Source organism: Frigoribacterium sp. MCBA15_019, from assembly GCF_001864945.1.
In the GTDB taxonomy this organism is placed as follows: Bacteria; Actinomycetota; Actinomycetes; order Actinomycetales; family Microbacteriaceae; genus Frigoribacterium.
Genome location: NZ_MJGS01000001.1, coordinates 778316 through 801435 on the forward strand (window position 1 = coordinate 778316; position 23120 = coordinate 801435).

The following is a 23120-nucleotide window of genomic DNA, read 5'->3' on the forward strand; positions in this document are numbered from 1 at the left end:
GCGGGCCGCGCTCCCCTGGCCCGAACCCTGCACCGAAGGAGACACCGTGGCCGCTGACGAAGCCGATTTCGGCATTGAACTCCGGGGCTACCGCAAGGACGAGGTCGACCGCGTGCTCGGCGACCTGCGCCGCGAGCTCATCAAGGCCAACGCCGACCGGGCCGACCGCGCCGGCGAGGTCGCGTTCCTCCAACAGCGGGTGGACGAGATCCGTGCCGAACTCGAAGAGGCCGGCACCCCCACGTACTCGGGCCTCGGCAGCAAGCTCGAGCAGACCCTGCGCCTGGCCGAACAGCAGTCCACCCTCCTGATCAGCCAGGCCGACATCGACGCCGAGGCTCTGCGCTCGTCCTCCACGTCCGAGGCGAAGCGCCTGGTCGACGACGCCACCGAACGGGCCGCGGCCGTGCTCGACGACGCCCGGGGCCGTGCCGCGGCGCAGGTCGCGGAGTCCACCGCCGACGCCGACCGTCTGGTCGCGCGCGCCAAAGCCGAGGCCCGCGACCTGCTGCAAGAGGCACAGCGCGACGCCATCTCGATCCGCGGCTCGGCGGCGACCGAGGCCGCCCAGAACGTGTCGACGGCGCGACGGGAGGCCGCCGCGCTGCGGGCCGAGGTCGAGCACGAGGTCGCCGAACAGCGGGCCGCCGTCGCCCGTGACCTCGCCGAGGCCCGCGACGAGGCCGAGACGCTCGCCGCCGACACGCGCGAGGCCCGAGCCGTCTTCGAGAGCGACTCCGAGCGCCAGCGCGCCGACCTCGACCGCGAGGGCGTCACGATCCGCGCCGAGCTGGCCCGGCTCGACGAGACCACCCGTGCCGACCTCGACGCCGAGGTCGGCGCCCGCCGCGCCGAACTCGAGCGCGAGATCACGGCCGCCCGGGCCGACCTGGCCGACGACGTCGCGGCCCAGCGCGCCGAACTCGAGCGCGACGTCGCCGCGGCCCGCGCCGAGCTCGCCCACGAGGTCGCCGAGACCAGGGCGCTCCTCGCCCGCGACGTCGACGCCACCCGTGCCGACCTCACCGACGAGGTCGAGTCCACCCGGGTCGAGCTCGAGCGCGAGATCGCCACCGGTCGCGACCGCCTCGCGGCCGAGATCGCGCAGGCCCGGGCCGAACTCGAGAAAGAGGTGGGTGACGCCCGCACCGAGCTCGACCGCGAGACCCGGCGTCGCCGCGACGAACTCGACCTCGCCGAGACCACGTCCCGCGAACGCATCGAGCGGATCACCGTCGAGACCGACGAGCGCCTCTCCCGCGAGAGCGAGGCGCAGGCCGACCGTCTCGCCCGAGAGGACGCCGACCGACGGGCCGAACTCGCCGCCGAGATCGAGCAGGCACGTGCCGAACTCGCCGCCGAGACCGCCGAGGCCCGCGCCGCCCTGGCGGACGAGACCGAGGCCCAGCGCGCCCGCCTGGCCGCCGACGACGTCCGGGTCCGGGCCGGGCTCGAGGCCGACCGCGAGCGGGCCACGGCCGACCTGCGTCGCGACGTCGACCAGGGGCGGGCCGACCTCGAGGTCGAGCTGCTGGCCCGTCGCGACGAAGCCGAGGTCGAGCTCACGCAGCGACACCAGCAAGCCGTCGCCGAGACCCAAGAGCTGCTCGACTCGGCGGCCGAACAGCTCGCCGAGGCCACCCGTCGTGCCACCGAGGTGCGGCGCGAGGCCGACGAGCTCGAGCGCAGCGCGAACGAGTACGCCCGCACGACGCGGACGGACGCCGACGAGACGGCCCACGAGGTCCTCACCAACGCCGACGAACGCTCGCGGTCGATCCTGGCCGACGCCCAGCAGCGGGCCGACGACATCGTCGGCGACGCCGAAGAGCGCCTCGCCGAGATCACGCGCGAACGCGACGCCGTCGCCGACTACTTCGAGAACCTGCGTGGCATGATCGGACAAGTCGGCGGCGGTACGCCAGAGTAGGACGACAGGCCGTGTCGGGCAGTCGGTGCCGCCGTGGCCTCGACCGGCCCGCGCCGTCGACAGGAGCCCGCCCGTGAAGATCCACAACCCGTTCCGCATCGGTCTGCTCGCGGGCCTGGGCGTGCTCGTCGCCCTCGTGATCGGGGGCGCCGTCGGCCAGCTGTCGACGATCCTGACCTACGTGGGCGCGGCCCTGTTCATCTCACTGGGTCTCGACCCGATCGTCTCGTGGCTCGAGAAGCGCCGGGTGCCCCGGGGCATCGCCATCGTGATCGTCCTCGTGGCGGTGGTCGGCGCCTTCGTCGGCGTCGTCTTCGCGATCGTCCCCGTCATCGTCCAGCAGACCACGAGCCTGATCGAGGCGCTGACCTCGTACCTGCAGAGCGTCACCACTCAACAGTTCGTCGACAACCTGCAAGAACTCGTCCCGCAGAACGTCTTCGACGTGCAGAACGCGCTCGACTCCATCGTCGACTTCCTGACCAACCCCGACAACGTCGTCACGATCGGTGGTGGAGTCCTCGCCGTCGGGGTCGCGATCGGCAACGGCCTCTTCGGCACGGTCGTCGTGGTCATCCTGACGATCTACTTCACCTCGTCGATCAACAGCGTCAAGCGCGCCCTGTACCAGCTCGTCCCGGCCTCGAAACGGGCCACGTTCGTCGACATCTCCGAACAGATCAGCCAGTCGGTGGGTCGCTACGTCATCGGTCAGTTCACGCTCGCGGCGCTCAACGGCATCCTCAGCTTCGTGTTCCTAACCATCATCGGAGCCCAACAGCCGGCCGTCTTCGCGTTCATCGCGTTCCTCGGCTCGATCATCCCCCTCGTCGGCACCATCAGCGGTTCGGCGATCATCGTGCTGGCGCAGATCGCGCTGCTGCCCCAGTCACCGGCCACCTGGGTCACCGCAGCCGTCTACTACCTCGTCTACATGCAGGTCGAGGCCTACCTGCTGAGTCCGAGAATCATGCGTCGGGCGGTCCGCGTGCCGGGCGTGATCGTGGTCATCGCGGCCCTCGTCGGCGGCACGCTGCTGGGCGTGCTCGGCGCCCTCATCGCCATCCCGGTCGCCGCGTCGATCTTGCTGATCATCCGCGAGGTCTACGTCCCCCGCCAGAACCAGCTCTGAGGGGCATCACACCTGCCCGCTGCGCCCCACGGTGGGCGACGCGGGCCGCCATCCGGCGGCCGTGCAATCAGGAGGCGCGGGGTGGCCAGGTGGACGGCAGCGGCAGGGCACCGGGGGCGACCCGGCCGACGATCTCGGTCAGCACGCGGCTGGTCTGCTTCTCGCCGACCCAGAGGTGCTTGCCGCCCTCGACGGCGACGACCTCGGCCTCGGGCACGAGGGCGAACCGTTGTCGCGCCTCGTCGGGCCGCAGGTAGTCGTCGAACTCGGGCACGACGGCGACCACGGGTCGTCCGGAGCCGTGCCAGGCCTCGAGCTCGGCATCGGACGTGCGGTGCAGGGGCGGGGACAGCAGGACGACGCCCGCCACCTCGACGTCGAGGCCGTGCTTCAGGGCGACCTCGGTGCCGAACGACCAGCCCACCAACCACGGGGTGGGCAGGCCCCGATCGCGCACGAAGGCCACGGCAGCGGCGAGGTCGGCCGCCTCGGCCACGCCCTCGCCGAACTCGCCCTCGGACCGTCCGCGGGGGGACGACACCCCGCGGAAGTTGAACCGCAGCACGGCGAGGTCGGCCAGGGCGGGCAGGCGGGCCGCAGCCTTGCGGATGACGTGGGAGTCCATGAACCCCCCGGCGGTGGGCAGGGGATGCAGCGCGACGATCGTGCCGACGGGCTCGCGGTCCGCCGGGAGGCTCAACTCGCCCACCAACGTCAGACCGTCGCCGGTGTGCAGCTCGACGTCTTCGCGGCGCGCGGGCAGCAGGACTCCCCCGCGGATGTCGAGGGCGTCGGTGTCGGTGTCGGGGGTGGTCACGAGATCCTCCAGCAGTGGGTGTGCCAATGACGGCGCGCCGCCAGGTCGTCCTCGGCACCGAAGAGCCCGTCGGCGCGCCATGCCACGACGTGCGGTGTCGAGGGAGCGATGCCCAGCGAGCAGCCGGGGCAGACGTATTCTTTGACTGCCGACGACGCCGAGACCGACTGCACGTTGAACGAACGCCCGTGCTTGGTCTCGACCGTCAGACCGCCGAACGATGCCCGGCTGATGTCGTACGCCTCGTCTGCCTCACGCCGGTCGCGCGAGCGACGGGAACGGTTGCTGCGGGGCATGACGACCAGCGTAGCAACGGCCCTCGGGGTCGAGGGCCGTGCGACGGGTCAGTACCAGTTGTTGGCGACGGAATGCGCCCACGCACCACACGGGGTGCTGTAGCGGCCACCGATGTAGTTGAGCCCCCAGGTGATCTGCGTCGCCGGGTTGGTCTGCCAGTCGGCGCCGACGGAACCCATCTTGCTACCCGGCAGAGCCTGGGGGATGCCGTAGGCCCCGCTCGACCGGTTGGAGGCGTAGACGTTCCAGCCGGACTCTTTCTGCCAGAGGGACACGAGGCAGTCGTACTGGTCGGAACCCCAGCCCCGAGCCGCGACGAGTTCTGCGGCGACGGCCTTGGCGCTGCCCGGGTCGGGCGTACCAGCCACGGGAGCAACCGACGACTTCTTGGCGGCACCGGGCGTCGCACTCGAGGAGGCCTCGGGCTTCTCGGTCTCGGCCACCACGACGGGCGGAGGCGGCGGCGGCACGTATTCGGTGACGCCGTACGCGTCTCGGTCGGCGACCGTCACGGCAGCAGCGGCGACGGTGAGGGTCTGGCCGGGGGCCGTCAGCACCGACGCGGCACCAGGAACGGTCGTCGCGGCCTCGGCACCGGCCAGCGGGTTGACGAGCGAGGCCGACACGAAGGCGAACGACGCACAGAAACCGACGAGAGGCAGGACGACCCGACGCGGGACACCGGGTCGACGAAGAGCCGAGTCGGTTCCGCGGGCGGGCCCGGTGGACGCGAGTGAACCGGCTGCCGGGCGACGGACGACGCTCTGGGAAGCCGGCACGCGGACGCGTCGGCGGGTCGAGGGTCGTTCGACCGCGGCCGGGTGCTCTCGTCGAGAGGGACCGGGGGTCGGATTCGCTGCGTGCCTGCCCATGAGTCCGTCCAGGGTAACCGATGGGACGCCGGAGGACCAGGGACGACGCGTCAGCGTGTCGCGACGCACCCCGCCGCCGTGCGAGGCACGGGCCGCGGCCGTCAGCGGACGGCGAGCATGACGTCGACCACCGTGTCGAGGAGCAGGTCGACCTGGCTCTCTCGGTAGCCGCCACGTTTGGCCCGGAAGACCGATCCCCGGACGTCGTCGATGCTGAGGGGGCGGCCGTCGGTGAAGTAGCCGTGAAGCCGTCGGGTGAGGCGATCGACGTCTCGCGGGTGGTAGCCCGTCGTGAGGATGCCGACCCGATCGAAGCGGTGCCCCTGCGGTCGCTCGAGCCGAGCCACGATGTCCTCGGCCCCGGACCGCGCGGTCGAGAACCACGTGGACTCGGACCCCGACGAGACCGCACGTTCACGCTCGCGACTGGCGAAGGCGTCCTCGAGACGTTCGAGCGCGGCGTCGACATGTGCCGTCGAGTAGCCGTTCTTGGTCAATCCGAAGGCGGTGCGTCGGATGCGGGCGGAGTCGATGCCGAGGCTGACGGCGCCTGCGTAGGCCTTGCGGGCCTCGTCCAGGAACGCGTCGACCTCGTCGACGTCGTAACCCCGCTTGCCCTTGGGAACGATCGGGAATGTGCTGCTCACGGCCACCATCATGCCGCATGGCCCGATGGCAAGCCGCTGGACGCGCGGCCCCTCGCTCTCGGCGGAGTGCCCTAGGCGAACAGCAGGTAGAGACCGTAGGCCGCAGCCGCCGACGGCAGCGTGCTGTCCAGCCGGTCGAGGAAACCGCCGTGACCAGGCAACCAGGTGCTGATGTCCTTGATGCCGAGGTCGCGCTTGATGAGCGACTCGGAGAGGTCGCCGATGGTGGCCGTCACGATGATGACGCCGCCGAAGACGAGGCCGAACCACCATGGCTCGTCGAGCAGGAAGACGGACAGCAGCACGGCCGCGATGAGGCTGGCGGCCACCGAGCCGGCGAAGCCTTCCCAGGTCTTCTTCGGGCTGATGCGGGGAGCCATCGGGTGCTTGCCGAAGTTGAGGCCGGTCGCGTAGGCACCGGTGTCGACCGCGATCACGACGATGAGGGCCGACAGCGTCCACCACTGGCCGTCGGGTCGGGCGGCCATGAGGACCATGAAGCTGCCAAGGAACGAGCAGTAGATCTGGACGAACGCCCCGGCACCCAGGTCGCGACCGAGCGAGGAGGCGCCACCACGGTGCGAGGGACGGGCCAACTCGACGAGACGCCACAGCGACACGACGACGATGCCGCCGACGAGAGCGGCCCACTGGCCCCCGGCTCCCCCGTAGAAGGCCGCGGGCACGACCGCCACGCCGGCCAGGACGCTCGGCAGGCGGGGCACGTCGCGGCCGGCGAAGCGGAGGGCGCTGGCGAGCTCGAAGCACAACGAGCCGATCAGGGCCGCGGCCACGATCATGAAGAACGCCTTGACGAAGATCAGGCTCAGCAGCACCGCCGCGCCGAGGAGCACGCCCACGGCGATGGCGGCCGGCAGGTTGCGACCGGTGCGCGCCGTCAACTTCTCGTTGCGCGAGTCGAGGCGTGCCTTGCCGGCCCGCAGTTGGTTCTCGATGTCGTGCCGTGCCGCCTGCGCACGAGCGTCGAAGTCGGCACGGCGACTGCCGAGGGTGCTCTTCTGAGCCGGTGACGAGTCGTCGGGGCCGGCGCCGTCGGGTCGCTGTCTCATCAGACCTCGAGCAGCTCCGCTTCTTTCTTCTTCAGCGCGTCGTCGATGGAGTCGATGTAGCCCTTGGTGATCGACTCGAGCTCTTTCTCGGCACGAGCGACCTCGTCGTCGCCGACCTCGGTCTTCTGGGCGTCGAGCGCTTCTTTCGACTTGCGACGGACGTTGCGCACCTGGACCTTGGCGTCCTCGCCCTTGCTGCGGACGAGTTTGACGAACTCTTTGCGACGCTCTTGCGTCAGTTCGGGGATCGTGACGCGGACAATGGTGCCGTCGTTCGTCGGGTTGGCCCCGAGGTTCGGGAAGGTCGCGATGGCCTTCTCGATCTCTTTCAGTGCCGTCTTGTCGTACGGCGTGACGATCATCGTGCGCGCCTCGGGCACCTGCAGCGAGGCGAGCTGAGCCAGCGGCGTCGGGGTGCCGTAGTAGTCGATCGGGATCTTCTGGAACAGAGCCGGGTTGATGCGGCCGGTTCGCACCGTGCCGAAGTCGTTCTTGGCGGCGTCGAGCGCCTTGTCCATCTTCTCGCGCGTCTCGGTGAGTACGTCGTTGATCGCCACTGGTGCTCCTTGTTCGGTTCGCGGTCGAGTTTAGTCGTCTAGTTGCTGACGATGGTTCCGATGCGTTCGCCGCGGATGGCGCGGGCGATGTTGCCCTCGCCTTCCATGCCGAACACGTGCATGGGCATGCCGTTGTCCATGCAGAGGCTGAAGGCGGTCGAGTCCACGACCTTGAGCCCCTGCATCAGTGCCTCTTGGTACGTGAGCCGGTCGAGCTTGACCGCCGACGGGTCGTGGCGCGGGTCCGCCGAGTAGACGCCGTCGACGCCGTTCTTGGCGACGAGGACCTCGGAGGCCCCGATCTCGAGGGCCCGCTGGGCCGAGACGGTGTCGGTCGAGAAGTACGGCAGACCGGCGCCGGCACCGAAGATGACGACGCGTCCCTTCTCGAGGTGCCGCTCGGCACGACGAGGGATGTAGGGCTCGGCGACCTGGGTCATCGCGATGGCGGACTGGACACGCGTCGCGGCACCGGCCTGCTCGAGGAAGTCCTGGAGCGCGAGGGCGTTCATGACCGTGCCCAGCATGCCCATGTAGTCGGCCCGGCCCCGGTCCATGCCGCGCTGACTGAGCTCGGCGCCACGGAAGAAGTTGCCGCCGCCGACCACGATGGCGATCTCGACGTCGTTCGCCGCGTCGGCGATCTCGCGGGCGATGGCACCGACCACGTCGGGGTTCACGCCGAGCTGGCCGCCGCCGAAGGCCTCGCCCGAGAGCTTCAGCAGGACGCGTCGTCGTCCGGTGGTTTCCGATGTCATGCGAGTCTCCGTCTCGTCGTGGCCTTAGCCAGGTTAGCGAGTTCGGGCTGGTCGCCGTCCGTCGCCGATGATGCACCCGGCGTCGTCACCTCGGCCGGGCACGGGAACGGGGCCCGAGACACGTTCGTCTCGGGCCCCGTCACGGTGCTGCTTAGGCGCCGACCTTGATGCGGGCGAAGCCCGTGATCGACAGTCCGGCCTCGTCGACGACCTTGGCGACCGACAACTTGTTGTCCTTCGCGTAGGCCTGGTCGAGCAGGGCGATCTCCTTGAAGAAGCCGGTGAGGCGACCTTCGATGATCTTGGGCAGGGCCGCTTCGGGCTTGCCCTCGTTCTTCGCGGTCTCTTCGACGATGGCACGCTCTTTGTCGACCTGCTCGGCCGGCACCTCGTCGCGCGACAGGTACGTCGGCGCGGCGAAGGCGATGTGCTGAGCGATCGAACGAGCGGTCTCGGCGTCGTCACCGGTGTAGCCCACGACCACGCCGACCTGCGGGGGCAGGTCCTTCGAGGTCTTGTGCAGGTAGATGGCGAACTGCTCGCCCTCGATGCGGTTGACGGTGCGCAGTTCGACCTTCTCGCCCATGAGCGCGGCCTCGTCGTTGACGAAGGCCTCGACGGTCTGGCCACCGATCGCGGCGGCGTTGCCCTCGGCGGCGCTGGAGGCACCGGCCGCGTGCACGGCCTCGAGGACCTGGTCGGCCAGGGCGACGAATTTCTCGTTCTTCGCGACGAAGTCGGTCTCGCTGGCGAGCTCGATCAGCGTGGCGTAGCCCGAGCCGGGCTTCGCGGCGACGAGACCCGCGGTGGTCTGACGGCCCTCGCGCTTGGCGACGCCCTTCAGTCCCTTGACGCGGAGGATCTCGACGGCCTTCTCGATGTCGCCGTCGGCTTCTTCGAGGGCGTTCTTGCTGTCGACCATGCCCGCGCCGAGGCGGTCACGGAGGATCTTGACGTCAGCGATGGTGTAGTTGGCCATGTGTCTGACTTCCTTTCGTGGAGTCGGAAGGGTGGAGGAGGACTACTTCGAGTCGGCGTCGGCCGGCTCGGCCGTGGTGGCCTCGGCGACGGGCTCGACGACCGGCTCGCCCAGGGGCTTCGCGGCGACCTGTGCGTCGGCGTCGTTCTCCTCGACAGGGGCCTCGGCGACCGGGGCCTCGGCAGCAGGTGCCTCGGCGGCGGCGTCGGCGGCCTTGGCCTCGCCCTGCGCGAGCAGCTCGGCCTCCCATTCGGCCATGGGCTCGACGGGCTGGTCGGCGTCCTCGGGCTTCTGGTGACGCTGCACCAGGCCCTCGGCGGCGGCGTCGGCGACGATGCGCGTCAGCAGGCCGACGGAACGGATCGCGTCGTCGTTGCCCGGGATCGGGAAGTTGATCTCGTCGGGGTCGCAGTTCGTGTCGAGGATGCCGATGACCGGGATGCCCAGCTTCTTGGCCTCGTCGATCGCGAGGTGCTCTTTCTTGGTGTCGACGACCCAGAGGGCGGACGGCGTCTTGGTGAGGTTGCGGATTCCGCCGAGCGTCTTGTGCAGCTTGTCGAGCTCGCGCTTCTTGATCAGCAGTTCTTTCTTGGTGAAGCCCTGCGTGGTGTCGTCGAAGTCGATGTCTTCGAGCTCTTTCATGCGGGCGAGGCGCTTCGAGACCGTCTGGAAGTTGGTCAGGAGGCCACCGAGCCAGCGCTGGTTGACGAAGGGCTGGCCGACGCGGTTGGCCTGCTCGGCGATGGAGCCCTGGGCCTGCTTCTTGGTGCCGACGAAGAGGATGGTGCCACCGTGGGCGACCGTCTCTTTGACGAAGTCGTACGCCTTGTCGATGTACCCGAGCGACTGCTGCAGGTCGATGATGTGGATGCCCGAGCGCTCGGCGAGGATGAAGCGCTTCACCTTCGGGTTCCAGCGGCGGGTCTGGTGTCCGAAGTGGACGCCGCTGTCGAGCAGCTGGCGGATGGTGACGACGGCCATGGTCGTTCTCCTTGTTTCTGGGCGCACCCGCGGGTGCGCCTGCTTGTCGGTTGTCGGGCGACCGGTCGGTCGCCACTGCCTGGTGCCCGGGCACACGTCCGCCGATCACACCGTGAGGCGCGTTCGGACCGAGTGGACGTGGAGGCCGGGAGCGGCGCGAGGCGACCAGGTCGCCTCGACGTCGGTGCGTCCGAGGACGCACAGGGCACGCGAAGTCAGCCTGCTGAGCAGGCTGCATCGCTCATGTTAGCACCACCACGGGTCCGAGGAGGCGGTGGCCGCCACCCGAGGACGGCGACCACCGCAGGCTCGCACCTCGACTACGAGCGGCGGCGACCGAGGCCGAGCAGGCCGCGCTTGGGGGCCCGCGCCTCCTCGAGTCCGTAGTGGTCGCCGAAGTCGTCGCGCAACTGCGTGCGCTGGGCGCGCAGGAACCGCCGGTGCTCGGCGTCGAAGGCCCGGAAGGTCGCGACGCAGATGCCGATCATGACCACGCTGAACGGCAGCGCCGTGATGATCGCGGCCGTCTTGAGCGCGTCGAGCCCGCCGGTGACGAGCAGGGCGATGGCGACGAGGGCCGTGACCACGGCCCAGAAGATGCGGACCCAGGTCTTGGGCTCGGTGTCGCCGCCGGTCGAGATCATGCCGAGCACGAGAGAGCCCGAGTCGGAGGACGTGATGAAGAAGAGACCGATCAACAGGATGGCCCCGAAGACCGCGATCGAACCGCCGGGCAAGCCCTGCAGCATCTCGAACAGGGCTCCCTCGGTGTCGACCGAGCCGTCGGCGCCCACGAGGCCGCCACCCCCGAAGACCTCACGGTAGAGCGCGGCACCGCCCATGACGCTGAACCAGAGGAAGGTCAACAACGTGGGCACGACGAGCACGCCGACGACGAACTCGCGGACGGTGCGGCCCTTCGAGATGCGCGCGATGAAGATCCCGACGAACGGTGCCCAGGACATCCACCACCCCCAGTAGAAGGTGGTCCACGCGCCCTGCCAGGCCTCGCCCTCGGCCCCCGAGAAGGCGCTCACCGTGAAGGTCAGGCCGACGACGTTCTGCAGGTAGTTGCCGAGCGACTGGACGAAGTCGCGCAGCAGGAACAGGGAGGGGCCGCTGACCAACACGAAGACGAGCAGCAGGGCCGCCAGCACGATGTTGACGTTCGAGAGCCACTTCATGCCCTTGGTGACCCCGCTCACCAGGGAGAAGATCGTGACACCCGTGATGGCCGCGATCAGGATCACCTGGATCACCAGGGTCGGTTCGGCGATGCCCGCCGCCGACAGCCCGGCCGAGATCTGCAGCACCCCGAGACCCAGCGACGTCGCGACGCCGAAGAGCGTGCCGACGACCGAGACCACGTCGATGACGTTGCCCCACAGTCCGTGGACGTGCGTGCCGAGCAGGGGCTCGAGGGCGTACCGGATCGACACCGGACGGCCACGACGGTGGATCGCGTAGGCCATGCCCAACCCCACCACGATGTAGATCGCCCACGCGTGCACGCCCCAGTGCAGGTAGGTCTGGCTCAGCGCTTGGCCGGCGAGCTGGTTGTCGTCACCGGTCACGCCCGGGCGCGGACTCGCGTAGTGGCTCAGCGGTTCGGCGACCCCGTAGAACACCAGGCCGATTCCCATGCCGGCCGCGAAGAGCATGGACAGCCACGAGAGGCGCGAGAACTCGGGGTCGTCGTCGTCCTTGCCGAGCTTGATGTCGCCGTATCGGCTGACGCCCATCCACAGGGCGAAGACCACGAAGACGGCCGCGAGCAGCACGTAGTACCAGCCGAACGCCCCCACGATGCCGCTCTGGATCGACCCGAACAGGCCCTCGGCCACGGTCGGGAAGGCCATGGCGAAGACGACGAAGCCGAGGATCACGACCGCCGCGGGCCAGAAGACCCACGGGGCGAAGGCCCTCCGGCGGGGCGTGACCAGCGCCTCCTGGGTGTGGTCGCGGGCGGCGCTCGTCGCGTCGCCGGGTGTCTCGTCGGCGTGCGCGACCGGTGTCGCGTCGTCGGCGTGGCTCATCGGAAATCCTCTCAGAATGCGAACGTCCCGCCCAGGAGCTGGACGGGACGTGCATCGATTCTGCCAGGCTCAGGCCTTCGAAGACCGCCCTGCGTCGGCCTGGACGGCCGAGGTGCCCATCTCTTCGAGCGAGCGACCCTTCGTCTCGGGGATCTTCGCCAGGACGAAGAAGAACGACACGAGCGCGAAGAACGCGAAGATGCCGTACGACAACGTGAGGCTGAGGGCGGCCAGGGTCGGGAACGAGACCGTCACGATGAAGTTGGCGATCCAGTTGGCCATGCTGCCCACGCCGAGCGCCGTGGCACGGATGCTGTTCGGGAACATCTCGCCGAGCAGCACCCACATGAGCGGGCCCCACGTGGCACCGAACGACACGACGAAGAGGTTGGCCGCGACGAGGGCCACCGGGCCCCAGGCGCCGGGCAGCGACGGGTCGCCACTCGCCGAGGTGGTGGCCTGGCTGAAGGCCAGCGCGGTGACGGCGAGGCTGACGAACATGCCGATCGAGCCGGTCAGCAGCATCGGCCGGCGACCGACCTTGTCGACGAGTCCGATCGCGATGAAGGTCACCGCGACGTTGACGACGGCGGTGATGGTCGAGATGAGGAACGAGTCCTCTTCCTGGAAGCCGACGGCCTGCCAGAGCGTGGTCGAGTAGTAGAAGATCACGTTGATGCCGACGAACTGCTGCAGCACGGCGAGGATGATGCCGACCCAGACGATGGGCTGCAGACCGAAGCGGGTGCCGCGGATCGACGACTTCTTCTCGAGTTCGGCCTCGGTGCGGATCGAGTCGGTGATCTCTTTCAGACTCGTCTCGACCGTCTCGGCCGGGACGATCGACTGCAGGACCTTCTTGGCCTCGGCCTCACGCCCGTCACCGGCGAGGTACCGCGGCGACTCGGGCAGACGCCAGGCCAGCACGCCGTAGACGACCGACGGGACGATGCCCACCAGGAACATCCAGCGCCAGGCGGCGAGGCCGAAGAGCGACGGCTCGGAGGCGCCGCCCGCCGTGACCGCGAAGAGCTGGTCCGACAGCAGGGCGGCGAAGATGCCGAGGGTGATGGCGAGCTGCTGGAACGACGCCAGACGACCGCGGATGGCCTTGGGCGACACCTCGCTGATGTAGGCGGGAGCGATGACCGACGCGATGCCGATGCCGAGGCCGCCGATGACGCGCCAGAGCACGAGGTCCCAGACGGCGAAGGCCGCGGCGGCACCGACGGAGCTGATCAGGAACAGACCGGCACCGATCAGCATGACCTTGATGCGGCCCATCTTGTCGGCGAGACGGCCGGCGACGTAGGCACCGATGGCGCAACCGATCAGGGCCGAGGCGACCGCGAAGCCCGAGGCGAACTCGGTGAGGCCGAACTCGTCGGTGATCGACTGGACGGCGCCGTTGATGACGGACGAGTCGAAGCCGAACAGGAACCCGCCGATGGCCGCCGCCACGGCGAGCGCGGTCACCCGCCTGTTCAAGCTCTTCGTCGTTGCAGTGGTGTTCGACACCTGTACTCCTTCACGGCTCGAGGAGCAGGGCTCGTGGCCACGACTCCCCCACAAACGGTGTGCACGGGGTGTTCATGCACGGGTGAACCTTACGCCTCGCCGAGAAAGCTTGCGCGACCGGCACGGTGCCGGTATGCGCTCATTCCTTCCACGATCGGTCCGCCGCCTCGCCTCCGCCTCGACGACGATCCTGGCGGTCGTCGCGGCCGGGACGCTCGCGCCCGACCCGGCGGTCGCGTCGCCTCGGGCGGTGGGGGCAGGAGGCGCGGTGTGGGCCTGGCCCGTCGCCTCGCCCCACCCGGTGGTCCGCCCCTTCGTCGGGCCGCCGAATCCGTGGTCGCCGGGCCATCGCGGCATCGACGTCGGCACGACCGAGGGGTCGGTCGTGACCGCCCCGGACGACGGGGTGGTGCACTTCGCCGGGGTCGTGGTGGACCGTCCGGTGCTGTCGATCGCCCACTCGGGCGGAGTGCTGAGCAGCTTCGAGCCGGTGGTGGCCGACGTCGCGAAGGGCGACGTCGTCACGCGGGGGCAGACCGTCGGTGTGCTCGAGCCAGGGCACTGCGCCGACCGGCCGTGCCTGCACCTGGGGGCGCGCATCGACGGCGAGTACGTCTCGCCCCTGGTGTTCCTGGGCGGGATCGAACCATCGGTGCTGCTGCCGACGCGGCCCCGCTGAACAGGGCCGGGTCGCGCCGGGCCGGGCCACGCCGGCGACCGTGGCACCGTCGGGTGCGCGGGGCCTCGTCAGGCAGGGTGGGCGCCGTCAGGCGCGCGGGTGCGCCGAGCGGTAGCTGTCCCGCAGCCGGTCGGTCGAGACGTGCGTGTAGATCTGCGTGGTGCCGAGACTCGCGTGGCCGAGCAGCTCCTGGACGGCCCGGAGGTCGGCGCCCCCGTCGAGCAGGTGGGTGGCCGCCGTGTGCCTCAGGGCGTGCGGCCCCGCCGGTCCCCCGCCCGGGAGGTCGGCGAGCAGTCCGGCGACCAGCCGGTAGACGGCCCTCGTGCCGAGCCGGCCCCCGGTCGACCCCACGAAGAAGGCGGCGTCCGTGGCCGGTGTGACGAGCGTCGGGCGGGCGAGTTCGAGGTACCGTCCCAGAGCGGCGGCCGCCGGCACCCCGAACGGCACGACGCGCTGCTTCGCCCCCTTGCCGGTCACCCGGACGGTCAGCCGCTCGAGGTCGACGTCGCCGAGGTCGGCCCCGACGAGCTCGGACACGCGCAGGCCCGCCCCGTAGAGCAGTTCGACGACGGCGAGGTCCCGCCGCGCGCCGGGGTCACCCGTGTCGGCACGGACGGCGAGGGAGGCCAGCAGGCCGTCGACCTGCTCACGGGTGAGGACGCGGGGCAGACGGCTCTCGGGCTTCGGCGCGCGCAGCCGCGCACCGACGTCGACCGGCGTCCGGTCGGTCTCGTCGAGCCACCGGGTGAAGGCCCGGACGCTCGCCGACCGTCTCGCGAGGGTGGCCCGGGCGAGCCCGGCCTGCGTGCCCTGCCAGAGCCAGTCGCGCAGCAGGTCGAGGTCGAGGTCGCCCACCTCGCCGGGTCGACCGAGCCGGTTCTCGGCGAAGACGACCAGTGAGTCGAGGTCGGCCCCGTACGAGCGCACCGTGTGGTCGCTGAGCCCCCGGCCGTCGTGCAGGTGGTCCGCGAAGCGTTCGACCTCGCCCAGGAGGCGCGTCACGGCAGGGTCCGCCCCTCGCGTCTCGACCCCGGCCCGTGCATGCCGACAGGCTAGCCATCACGGCGCCCCCTCACCCGCCGCCACCCCGACCCGTACCGTCGGGCCGCACCCGAGAGGTCGAGCTCGGCGAGCACGTCGCGGACGGTCTCGAGCGACAGACCGCTCGCGACGGCCAGTTCGTCGGTCTCGCGGGTCGCCGTCGTGCTGAGCGCGTCGAGCACCCGCATCGTCTCGGGGTCGAGACGCCGCCCCTGGTAGGACGCCACGACGAGGTCGGTCGACACCCCGGTGAGCGCGAGGACCTCGTCGGCACTCGTCACGCATTCGGCCAGACCGGATCGGATCAGGGCGTGGCAGCCCACGGACGACGGCGAGGTCACCGGGCCGGGCACGGCCCCGACCGGACGACCGAGCGACTGGGCGTGGGCGGCCGTGTTCAGCGACCCCGAGCGCCCGCCGGCCTCGACGACGACGGTCGCGGCCGTCAGGGCCGCGATGAGCCTGTTGCGTTGCAGGAAACGCCAGCGTGACGGCTTGCCCCCGCAGGGGGCCTCGGAGATCATCAGGCCCGTCTCGACGATGCGTCGCAGCAGGCCGTCGTGCCCGGCGGGGTAGAGGTGGTCGACTCCCCCGGCCATGACCGCCATCGTCGTCGCCGACGCGGCCAGAGCCGCCCGGTGCGCGGCACCGTCGATGCCGTAGGCGGCACCCGAGACGATGGCGAGGCCTCGGTCGGCCACGCCGTCGGCGAGCTCGGCCGACACCTGCTCGCCGTAGGCCGTCGCCGCCCGCGAGCCGACGATCGCGATGCTCGACGCCGGTGCCGGGACCGGCGCCGGACCTCGCGCCCAGAGGGCCACGGGCGCGTGATCGCCGAGCTCGTCGAGGACCGAGGGCCAGAGCGGGGAGCCCGGCACGAGCAGCCGCGCCCCCACCGCTGTCGCCGTGTGGAACGACCGGAGGATCACGCCGGTCTCGAGTCGCGGCCGCCATCTCTTCAGCGCGCGGACGAGGTCGAGCCGCTCGACGTCGTCGAGGGTCGCCCCGGCCTCGACCAAGGCCCCCGCGAGGAGACCCGGGCGGGGTTCGTCGTGACCGACCGCCGCCTCGAGCACGACGCGGAGCCCCACGGTCGGGCCCAACATCGACCTGACGACCCCACCCACCGCGTCCCCCGGTTCGACCACGCCCGTCCAGGCGCCCGAGGCGAAGGCCCGGACGGCCTGCGCCTCGCTGAGATCGTCGGGCCTCGGCAGGACGGGCCGCACGAGGTCGGCCAGCTCGCCGGGGGTCGCCCGGAGCAGGTCGCTCACAGCGACTGCCGCATGCTCAGGGCCCGCACGACGTGACGGCGGACGGGGGCGGGTTCGTCGTCGAGGTCGGCGAGGGTCCAGGCCACGCGCAGCACGCGGTCGTAGCCCCTCATCGTCAGGGCACCGGTCTCGAGAGCCCGGTCGACGGGCTGCGAGTCGGCCACGGCCAGGCGGTTCACCGGGTCACGCAGCCACGTACCAGGGACCTCGCCGGACAACCGCCAGGGCGTGCCGTCGAGCCGACGGGCGGCATGGTCGCGTGCCCGGTCGACGCGGTCGCGGGCCTGACGCGTCGTCGTCGGGACGACGTCGGCCGAGGCGCGGAACTGCGACGAGCTGATGCGGGCCACCCGCAGCTGCAGGTCGATGCGGTCGACGAGCGGCCCGGAGAGCTTGCCGAGGTACCGACGCCGCTGGTGCGGTGAACAGCTGCAGTCGGAGTCGCGGGAACCGTACTGCCCGCAGGGGCACGGGTTGGCCGCGGCGACGAGTTGGAACCTCGCCGGGAAGCGGGCGACCGACCTCGATCGGTGGACCACGGTCTCGCCCGATTCGAGGGGCTGGCGGAGGCAGTCGAGGACCGTCTGCTGGAATTCGGGCGCCTCGTCGAGGAACAGCACGCCGCGGGTCGCCCTCGACGCGGCGCCTGGCCGGATGACCCCGCTGCCGCCGCCGACGAGGGCCGCCGCGCTGCAGGTGTGGTGAGGTGCTTCGAACGGTGGACGCCGGTCGAGATCGCCCGTGACGGCGACCCCGGCCAACGAGCGGATCGACGCGACCTCGAGGGCCGAGTCGGCGTCGAGGTCGGGCAACAGACCCGGCAGGCGGGCCGCCAGCATGCTCTTGCCCGCGCCGGGCGGGCCCACCATGAGGAGGTGGTGGCCGCCGGCCGCGGCGACGACGAGCGCCTCGACGGCGTCGACGTTGCCGATGACGTCAGCGAGGTCGAGTTCGGCCGGCACCGCCGGTTCGGAACGCGATCTCGTGATGGCCTCGACCGGTTCGGGTTCGAGGCAAGCGCCGTGCCAGATCGCGGCCTCGCGAAGGCTCGGCAGGGCCACCACGCGGATGCCGGGCACGAGGGCCGCCTCGTCGGCGTTGTCGGTCGGCACCATGACGGTGGTGGCCCCTGCCCGACGCGCACCCAGCACGGCGGGCAGGACGCCGTCGACGGGGCGGAGTCGGCCGTCGAGACCGAGCTCGCCCAGGTGGACGACGCGCTCGACGGACTCGGCCGGAACGACTTCGGCGGCGGCCAGGGCCGCGATGGCGATTCCGAGGTCGAAGGACGACCCCTGCTTGGGCAGCGAGGCCGGTGACAGGTTGACGGTCAGCTTGCGCGCCGGCAAGGCACACCCGGAGTTCGTCGCGGCCGACCGCACCCGGTCGCGGGCCTCACCCAGCGAGGTGTCGGGCAGACCGATGATGACGAAAGCCGGCAGCCCGGCACCCATGTCGGCCTCGATCTCGACCAGGGCACCGTCGACCCCCAGCAGGGCGACCGCTCTCGTCCGCGCCACGCTCATGCTCCGGCCCCGCGGACGTGGTCGATGCGCTCGTGCCCCGCGCATCGCTCGACCGTGATGCCCACGACGTCGATGCGCAACCCCCGGGGCGTCGTGGTGGGATGCGCCTGGCACCAGGCCCCCGCCAGCCGTCGCAGACGCGCCAACTTGGCCGGTGTCACGGCCTCGAGCGCGTGGCCGTAGCCGGTGCCCGACCGCGTCTTGACCTCGACGACGACGAGTTCGTCGCCGTCCAGGGCGACCACGTCGATCTCGCCCTCGCGACACCGCCAGTTGCGCTCGACGACCCGCATGCCCTGCGCCTCGACGTACTCGGCCGCGACGTCTTCGCCGCGCCGTCCCAATTCGTCCTTCTTCGCCATGTCTGACCTCCTGCCAGCAGGCTGGCGGAGGCCTGACCCACGGAGGGCGGGCGAGAGATCGTCTGGGGACGCGATCGATCCGGCGACGGCTGGGGACGAGCCGTGTCAGACGGATCGCATCCCGCTGCAGCGGGTCGCGTCGCGGCCGGGACTACTCGTCGAGCGCGAGTTCTTTCGGCAGCTCGAGGTCGCGGGTGGTGAGCTCTTCGACGTTCACGTCTTTGAAGGTGAGCACCCGGACCGACTTGACGAACCGGTCGGAACGGTAGACGTCCCACACCCAGACGTCGGTCATCGACAGTTCGAAGTAGAAGTCGTGCTCGGTGTCGCGCCGGACGAGGTCGACCTCGTTGGCCAGGTAGAAGCGCCGCTCGGTCTCGACCACGTAGCGGAACTGCGACACCACGTCGCGGTACTCGCGGTACAGCGCGAGCTCGACCTCGCGGTCGTAGTCTTCGAAATCGTCCTCGTCCATCGGAGGATCATCTTACGCGGCCCCTGGGGCGGTGGACGCCGAAGGCCTGCCCTCTCGCACCTCTACCCCTGGAGTCAGTGCAGCCAGGTGAGGCGGTGCAACGGCGACGGCCCCAGTTCGGACAAGGCCCCGTAGTGCGCCGACGAGCCGTAGCCCTTGTTGCCGGCCCAGCCGTACCCCGGGTGCACACCGTCGGCCTCGATCATCAAGCGGTCACGCTCGACCTTCGCGATGACCGATGCCGCTGCCACCGACGCACAGTCGCGGTCGGCCTTGACCCGGGTCGTGATCCGGGGCGGGGTGGTGAGCTGGGGCGACAGGTAGTCGTGGTTTCCGTCGAGCACCACGACGGACTGCATGATGCCGACGCCGGCGTGGTGCAGCGCGGTCAGGGCACGCTTGCCCGCCAGACCGAGGGCGACGACGATGCCCAGCCGATCGACCTCGTGCGCCTCGGCGAAACCCACCGCGTGATGGGACACCCAGGACGTCGCGAGGGGGTACAAGGCCTCGCGGCGTTTCTCGGACAGGAGCTTCGAGTCGCGCAGGCCCTCGGGGACGTCGAGGCACTCGACGTGGACCGCCCCGAGCCCGACCGCGACCGGCCCGGCGATCGCACCTCGACCCACCTCGTCGCAGCCGATCACCCAGGTCGCCCCCGAGGCGTGCAGCTCGCGTTCGACCTCGAGGGTCGGGTCGACGACGGGGCTCATTCGCCCTCTCGTTCGGTGCCGCGGAAGACGTCGGGGTAGTCGCCGAGCCACGTCCACCGGTCCGTGGGCCAGCTGATGACGAAGGCGCGCCCGACGACGTCGCTCATCGGGACGAACCCCTTGCTCGGGGTGGCGCCGTTGTAGCGGCTGTCCTTCGAGTTGTAGCGGTTGTCGCCCATCACCCACAGGGAGCCGGCGGGCACCGTGACCGAGAAGTCGTCGGCAGAGACGCGGGTCTCGCCCGGGGGCAGGTTCACGTAGGGCTCGTCGAGGGGCACGCCGTTGACCGACATCTGCCCGAAGTCGTTGCAGCATTCGACCGTGTCGCCCGGGAGGCCGATCACCCGCTTGATCAGGTGGTCGTTGCTGTCTTGTGCACCGAGCCCGACCTGCGTGAGGAACCACGAGATGCCGTCGGACACCGGGTTGCCCGTGGTGGTGCTGATCGGCGCGGTGCCGTCGAGCCACCCACCCGGGTCGGTGAACACGACCACGTCGCCCCGCTTGACGTCGACGAGGTCAGGCACGAGCTCGTTGACGATGATGCGGTCGTTGATCTGGAGCGTCTGTTCCATCGAACCCGAGGGGATGTAGAACGACCGGATCAGGAACGTCTTGATGAGGAACGAGATGAGGAGGGCCGCCAAGAAGATGACGAGGACGTCGCGCACGAACGTGCCGATGCCGCGCTTCTTGCCGTCGTCGCGTCGAGGACGCAGGGCGCGCCTCACTGTGTCATTCGTCATTTAACCACCCGAGCTCCCCGCCATCTTAGATGGCGGGGAGCTCGGAGGATGTCGCCGGAGCGCGTGACTAGTTGTCGCGCTTCTCCTTGATCTTGGCCTTCTTGCCGCGCAGTTCGCGCAGGTAGTAGAGCTTGGCGCGACGGACGGCACCACGGCTGACGACCTCGATGTGGTCGATGACCGGGGAGTGCACCGGGAAGGTGCGCTCGACGCCGACCTGGAAGCTCACCTTGCGGACCGTGAAGGTCTCGCGGATGCCCTCGTTCTGCTTGCCGATGACGACACCCTGGAAGACCTGGACGCGCGAGCGCGTGCCTTCGATGATGTTGACGTGCACCTTGACGGTGTCGCCGGCGCGGAAGTCGGGGACGTCCGAGCGGAGGTTGGCGGAGTCAACCGCGTCGAGGATGTGCATTGTCGTTCGCTCTCTGCAACCGCCACAGGTCGACTGCGTGTCTGGGGCGCGTCACGCGCCCGTCATGATGAAGAAGGTGTGCTCTGGATCGGCAGACTCCCCTGTGGCAGAGTCGTGCGCAGGCACAAGCGTCAATTGTGCCACAGCACGGGCACCCGTGTCAGCCTCGCGGCGTGATGGTGATGACCGGGCCGTCGTCGCCGTAGCCGGGCCGACGCCCCGCGGCGGCCCCGGTGCCCGACGCGACCCTCTCGAGATCGGCGAGCGACGTGGCCATGCGGGCCCGCGCCTCCTGGACGAACTGCCACAGGGCCGAGGCGAACAGGCCTACGCCCGCCGCGATCGTCACGACGGCGCAGAGCGCGAACAGGGCGGTGGACAGGTCGAGGGACGAGACCCCGCCGGCGACCTGCGTGAAGGCCGACGCGGACACGGACTCGGCGGAGCTGTCGACGATGAAGAACCCGAGACCGAGCTGGCCGAGCCAGGACACGGTGAGCAAGCCGACGTCGGCCCACGACACGGCCTTCGCCTGCCGGACGCTGCGGCGACCCACCACCACACCGGTGGCCACCGCCTGACCAACGAAGAGCAGGGGCACGAGCAGCAGCTGACCCACGAACTGCAGTCCCAACGGGACGCCGAAGAACGCCCGGCCCAGCAGCACCCAGAGCGGCAGTACGAACACGGCCACCCAGAGGAGGCGGTAGAAGACCCGGCGCATCGTCATGCGGTCGAGGCTACGAAACGATCGTGAAGAATGGCTGCATGATCGAACTGCGCACTCCCGACGAGATCGAGCGCATGCGGCCCGCCGGAACCTTCGTCGCCCGCGTGCTCGAGGCGACCCGCGCGGCCGCACGCCCGGGAGTCGACCTGCTAGACCTCGACGCGCTCGCGCACCGCATGATCCGCGAGGCGGGCGCCGAGAGTTGCTACGTCGACTACCACCCCTCGTTCGGCGCGAGTCCGTTCGGCAAGGTGATCTGCACGTCGGTCAACGACGCGGCCCTGCACGGCCTGCCGCACCGCTACCGCCTGCGTGACGGAGACCTGCTCAGCCTCGACTTCGCCGCCTCGGTGGACGGCTGGGTCGCCGACTCGGCCGTGTCGTTCGTCGTCGGCGAGCAGGCGTCGCCGGAGGACCTCCGCCTGATCGAGACGTGCGAGGTCGCACTCGACGCCGGCATCGCCGCCCTGAGGCCGGGTGCCAAGCTGGGCGACGTCTCGGCCGCGATCGGCCAGGTCGCGCGTGGTGCGGGCTACGGGGTCAACCTGCAGTTCGGCGGCCACGGGGTCGGACGGACGATGCACGGCGATCCCCACGTGCCCAACGACGGACGCGCGGGCCGGGGCTGGCCGGTGCGGCCCGGGCTCGTCGTCGCGATCGAGCCGTGGCTGATGCGGGGCACCGACGAGATCGTCACCGACGCCGACGGCTGGACGCTGCGCAGCGTCGACGGTTCGAGGGCGGCGCACGTCGAGCACACCGTGGCCGTCACCGAGGACGGACCGCTCGTGCTCACCGCACGCGGCTGACCCGGACGGGCCGGGGCCGGGGCCTCGGCCCCCGGCCTGTGCCCCAGCCCTCGGACCCCGTCAGTCGAGCAGGTCGGGCCGCACCCGGCGGGTGCGTTCGAGCTGCTGCTCACGACGCCAGGTCGCGATGGCCGCGTGGTTGCCACTGAGCAGCACGGGAGGCACGTCGAGGCCCCGCCAGGACGCCGGCTTGGTGTAGCTGGGGTACTCGAGCAGGCCGTCTTCGTGGCTCTCTTCGGTGAGGCTCTCGGGGTTGCCCACCACGCCCGGGACGAGACGCCCGATGGCCTCGATCATCGCCGTGACGGCGACCTCGCCACCGTTCAACACGTAGTCGCCGAGGCTGATCTCACGCACCGTCGCCCGGGTGGCGGCGTGCTCGACGACGCGCTGGTCGATGCCCTCGTAGCGACCGCAGGGGAAGACCAGGTGCGGCGCGAACGCGAGCTCACGAGCCGTGGCCTGGGTGAACGGAGTACCGGCCGGAGACGGGACGATCATGATCGTGTCGTCGGGCGTGGACGTCTCGCCGAAGACGTGGTCGAGCGCCTCGCCCCAGGGCTCGGGCCGCATGACCATGCCGGCTCCCCCGCCGTAGGGCGTGTCGTCGACGGTGCGGTGCCGGTCGTGCGTGAAGTCACGCAGGTCGTGCACCTCGACGTCGAGCAGCTTCTGCTGCCGGGCCTTGCCGAGCAACGAGATGTCGAGCACCCCGAAGAACTCGGGGAAGATCGACACGATGTCGATGCGCACGCG

25 protein-coding genes are annotated in these 23120 nt (G+C 70.5%); 4 read left to right on the top strand and 21 right to left on the bottom strand.

Features of this window, described 5'->3' with window-relative positions:
• Nucleotides 1–46: 46 nt before the first annotated feature.
• Together BIV04_RS03680 and BIV04_RS03685 are read left to right on the top strand one after the other, a co-directional pair.
• Nucleotides 47–1930, top strand: coding sequence for a hypothetical protein (locus tag BIV04_RS03680; protein WP_143048528.1), 1884 nt, complete (start codon nucleotides 47–49; stop codon nucleotides 1928–1930).
• Between the two features lie 73 nt (nucleotides 1931–2003).
• The gene (locus tag BIV04_RS03685) at nucleotides 2004–3062 is read left to right on the top strand and encodes an AI-2E family transporter (protein ID WP_055971909.1); all 1059 of its coding nucleotides are present in this window, start codon (nucleotides 2004–2006) and stop codon (nucleotides 3060–3062) included.
• 67 nt (nucleotides 3063–3129) lie between these two features.
• On the opposite strand, the gene BIV04_RS03690 is transcribed toward BIV04_RS03685, so the two are convergent.
• From BIV04_RS03690 to BIV04_RS03740, 11 genes are all read right to left on the bottom strand, one after another.
• The gene (locus tag BIV04_RS03690) at nucleotides 3130–3879 is read right to left on the bottom strand and encodes an alpha/beta hydrolase (protein ID WP_255364132.1); all 750 of its coding nucleotides are present in this window, start codon (nucleotides 3877–3879) and stop codon (nucleotides 3130–3132) included.
• The gene (locus BIV04_RS03695; RefSeq protein WP_043596338.1) at nucleotides 3876–4175 is read right to left on the bottom strand and encodes a hypothetical protein; all 300 of its coding nucleotides are present in this window, start codon (nucleotides 4173–4175) and stop codon (nucleotides 3876–3878) included. The genes BIV04_RS03690 and BIV04_RS03695 overlap by 4 nt, the downstream gene beginning before the upstream one ends.
• A 48-nt stretch (nucleotides 4176–4223) precedes the next feature.
• Nucleotides 4224–4802, bottom strand: coding sequence for a transglycosylase SLT domain-containing protein (locus tag BIV04_RS03700; RefSeq protein ID WP_143048529.1), 579 nt, complete (start codon nucleotides 4800–4802; stop codon nucleotides 4224–4226).
• A gap of 347 nt (nucleotides 4803–5149) precedes the next feature.
• Nucleotides 5150–5704, bottom strand: a complete 555-nt coding sequence (locus BIV04_RS03705) for a DivIVA domain-containing protein (protein ID WP_083396100.1) — start codon at nucleotides 5702–5704, stop codon at nucleotides 5150–5152.
• Between the two features lie 62 nt (nucleotides 5705–5766).
• Nucleotides 5767–6765: a phosphatidate cytidylyltransferase gene (locus tag BIV04_RS03710; protein WP_083396101.1), complete on the bottom strand. Its 999-nt coding sequence runs from the start codon at nucleotides 6763–6765 to the stop codon at nucleotides 5767–5769.
• Nucleotides 6765–7283 (bottom strand): ribosome recycling factor, encoded by a 519-nt coding sequence (gene frr / locus BIV04_RS03715; protein ID WP_054145670.1) that lies wholly within the window; start codon nucleotides 7281–7283, stop codon nucleotides 6765–6767. The genes BIV04_RS03710 and frr overlap by 1 nt, the downstream gene beginning before the upstream one ends.
• 77 nt (nucleotides 7284–7360) lie before the next feature.
• Nucleotides 7361–8080, bottom strand: coding sequence for a UMP kinase (pyrH, locus tag BIV04_RS03720; RefSeq protein WP_071254190.1), 720 nt, complete (start codon nucleotides 8078–8080; stop codon nucleotides 7361–7363).
• Nucleotides 8081–8231: 151 nt separating this feature from the next.
• Nucleotides 8232–9059, bottom strand: a complete 828-nt coding sequence (gene tsf, locus BIV04_RS03725) for a translation elongation factor Ts (RefSeq protein ID WP_043596332.1) — start codon at nucleotides 9057–9059, stop codon at nucleotides 8232–8234.
• Nucleotides 9060–9101: 42 nt separating this feature from the next.
• Entirely contained in the window at nucleotides 9102–10040 is a 939-nt protein-coding gene (rpsB, locus tag BIV04_RS03730) for a 30S ribosomal protein S2 (RefSeq protein WP_071254191.1), read from the bottom strand.
• Nucleotides 10041–10360: 320 nt separating this feature from the next.
• Complete coding sequence (locus tag BIV04_RS03735; RefSeq protein ID WP_071254194.1) at nucleotides 10361–12076, bottom strand: BCCT family transporter; 1716 nt, start codon at nucleotides 12074–12076, stop codon at nucleotides 10361–10363.
• Nucleotides 12077–12145: 69 nt separating this feature from the next.
• Nucleotides 12146–13594 (bottom strand): sugar porter family MFS transporter, encoded by a 1449-nt coding sequence (locus BIV04_RS03740; RefSeq protein WP_071254196.1) that lies wholly within the window; start codon nucleotides 13592–13594, stop codon nucleotides 12146–12148.
• Between the two features lie 133 nt (nucleotides 13595–13727).
• Between BIV04_RS03740 and BIV04_RS03745 the strand changes: the two genes are divergently transcribed.
• A complete protein-coding gene (locus BIV04_RS03745; protein ID WP_071254199.1) occupies nucleotides 13728–14273 on the top strand; it encodes a murein hydrolase activator EnvC in 546 nt (181 codons plus the stop codon).
• An 87-nt stretch (nucleotides 14274–14360) separates the two neighbouring features.
• Here BIV04_RS03745 and BIV04_RS03750 read toward each other — a convergent pair whose 3' ends face one another.
• From BIV04_RS03750 to BIV04_RS03790, 9 genes are all read right to left on the bottom strand, one after another.
• On the bottom strand, nucleotides 14361–15275 hold the full coding sequence (locus tag BIV04_RS03750) for a tyrosine recombinase XerC (protein WP_143048530.1): 915 nt from the start codon (nucleotides 15273–15275) through the stop codon (nucleotides 14361–14363).
• 50 nt (nucleotides 15276–15325) lie between these two features.
• Entirely contained in the window at nucleotides 15326–16588 is a 1263-nt protein-coding gene (gene dprA, locus BIV04_RS03755) for a DNA-processing protein DprA (RefSeq protein WP_071254201.1), read from the bottom strand.
• Nucleotides 16585–18114, bottom strand: coding sequence for a YifB family Mg chelatase-like AAA ATPase (locus BIV04_RS03760; RefSeq protein ID WP_071254203.1), 1530 nt, complete (start codon nucleotides 18112–18114; stop codon nucleotides 16585–16587). The genes dprA and BIV04_RS03760 overlap by 4 nt, the downstream gene beginning before the upstream one ends.
• Nucleotides 18111–18476: a YraN family protein gene (locus BIV04_RS03765; RefSeq protein ID WP_071254210.1), complete on the bottom strand. Its 366-nt coding sequence runs from the start codon at nucleotides 18474–18476 to the stop codon at nucleotides 18111–18113. The genes BIV04_RS03760 and BIV04_RS03765 overlap by 4 nt, the downstream gene beginning before the upstream one ends.
• Before the next feature lie 151 nt (nucleotides 18477–18627).
• A complete protein-coding gene (locus tag BIV04_RS03770) occupies nucleotides 18628–18951 on the bottom strand; it encodes a DUF2469 domain-containing protein (protein ID WP_043596320.1) in 324 nt (107 codons plus the stop codon).
• Nucleotides 18952–19025: 74 nt separating this feature from the next.
• The gene (locus BIV04_RS03775) at nucleotides 19026–19664 is read right to left on the bottom strand and encodes a ribonuclease HII (protein ID WP_071254212.1); all 639 of its coding nucleotides are present in this window, start codon (nucleotides 19662–19664) and stop codon (nucleotides 19026–19028) included.
• A complete protein-coding gene (lepB, locus tag BIV04_RS03780; RefSeq protein ID WP_071254214.1) occupies nucleotides 19661–20410 on the bottom strand; it encodes a signal peptidase I in 750 nt (249 codons plus the stop codon). Before lepB ends, BIV04_RS03775 begins: the two co-directional genes overlap by 4 nt.
• A gap of 67 nt (nucleotides 20411–20477) precedes the next feature.
• Nucleotides 20478–20825, bottom strand: a complete 348-nt coding sequence (gene rplS, locus BIV04_RS03785) for a 50S ribosomal protein L19 (protein WP_043596315.1) — start codon at nucleotides 20823–20825, stop codon at nucleotides 20478–20480.
• A gap of 160 nt (nucleotides 20826–20985) precedes the next feature.
• Nucleotides 20986–21555: a hypothetical protein gene (locus BIV04_RS03790; RefSeq protein ID WP_071254216.1), complete on the bottom strand. Its 570-nt coding sequence runs from the start codon at nucleotides 21553–21555 to the stop codon at nucleotides 20986–20988.
• Between the two features lie 38 nt (nucleotides 21556–21593).
• Here BIV04_RS03790 and map point away from each other — a divergent pair, with 38 nt between their 5' ends.
• Complete coding sequence (gene map / locus BIV04_RS03795; RefSeq protein WP_071254218.1) at nucleotides 21594–22364, top strand: type I methionyl aminopeptidase; 771 nt, start codon at nucleotides 21594–21596, stop codon at nucleotides 22362–22364.
• Nucleotides 22365–22424: 60 nt separating this feature from the next.
• On the opposite strand, the gene trmD is transcribed toward map, so the two are convergent.
• On the bottom strand, nucleotides 22425–23117 hold the full coding sequence (trmD, locus tag BIV04_RS03800) for a tRNA (guanosine(37)-N1)-methyltransferase TrmD (protein WP_071254220.1): 693 nt from the start codon (nucleotides 23115–23117) through the stop codon (nucleotides 22425–22427).
• Nucleotides 23118–23120 lie beyond the last annotated feature (3 nt).